Below are 268 nucleotides of genomic sequence, written 5' to 3' on the forward strand. Positions count from 1 at the left end.
GGAGGGTCGACCGGGTACGACAACGCGGTGGCGTTGCCGGCCGGAGGGCGTGGGGATGAGGAGGAGCTGGCGAAGGAGAACAACAAGAACGTGGCCTCTTCGACGGGGAAGATAACGTTGAGTGTGACCAACAGTAAGCCGGAGACCGGAGAGGTCATCGGAGTTTTCGAGAGCATTCAGCCGTCTGATACTGATCTGGGATCCAAGGCTCCCAAAGATGTTAAGATCACCGGCGTCTGGTATGCTCAGCTTGAGTAGATTTAATCAT

At 56.0% G+C, this 268-nt stretch carries 1 protein-coding gene; it reads left to right on the top strand.

Annotated features, from left to right (window positions below; translation table 11 throughout):
* A partial coding sequence (gene psbO / locus D2V08_RS18235; protein WP_220473372.1) for a photosystem II manganese-stabilizing polypeptide occupies positions 1–258 on the top strand: 258 nt, incomplete at its 5' end.
* Between the last annotated feature and the right edge of the window lie 10 nt (positions 259–268).

This window comes from Flagellimonas lutimaris (genome assembly GCF_003581615.1).
GTDB lineage: Bacteria > Bacteroidota > Bacteroidia > Flavobacteriales > Flavobacteriaceae > Flagellimonas > Flagellimonas lutimaris.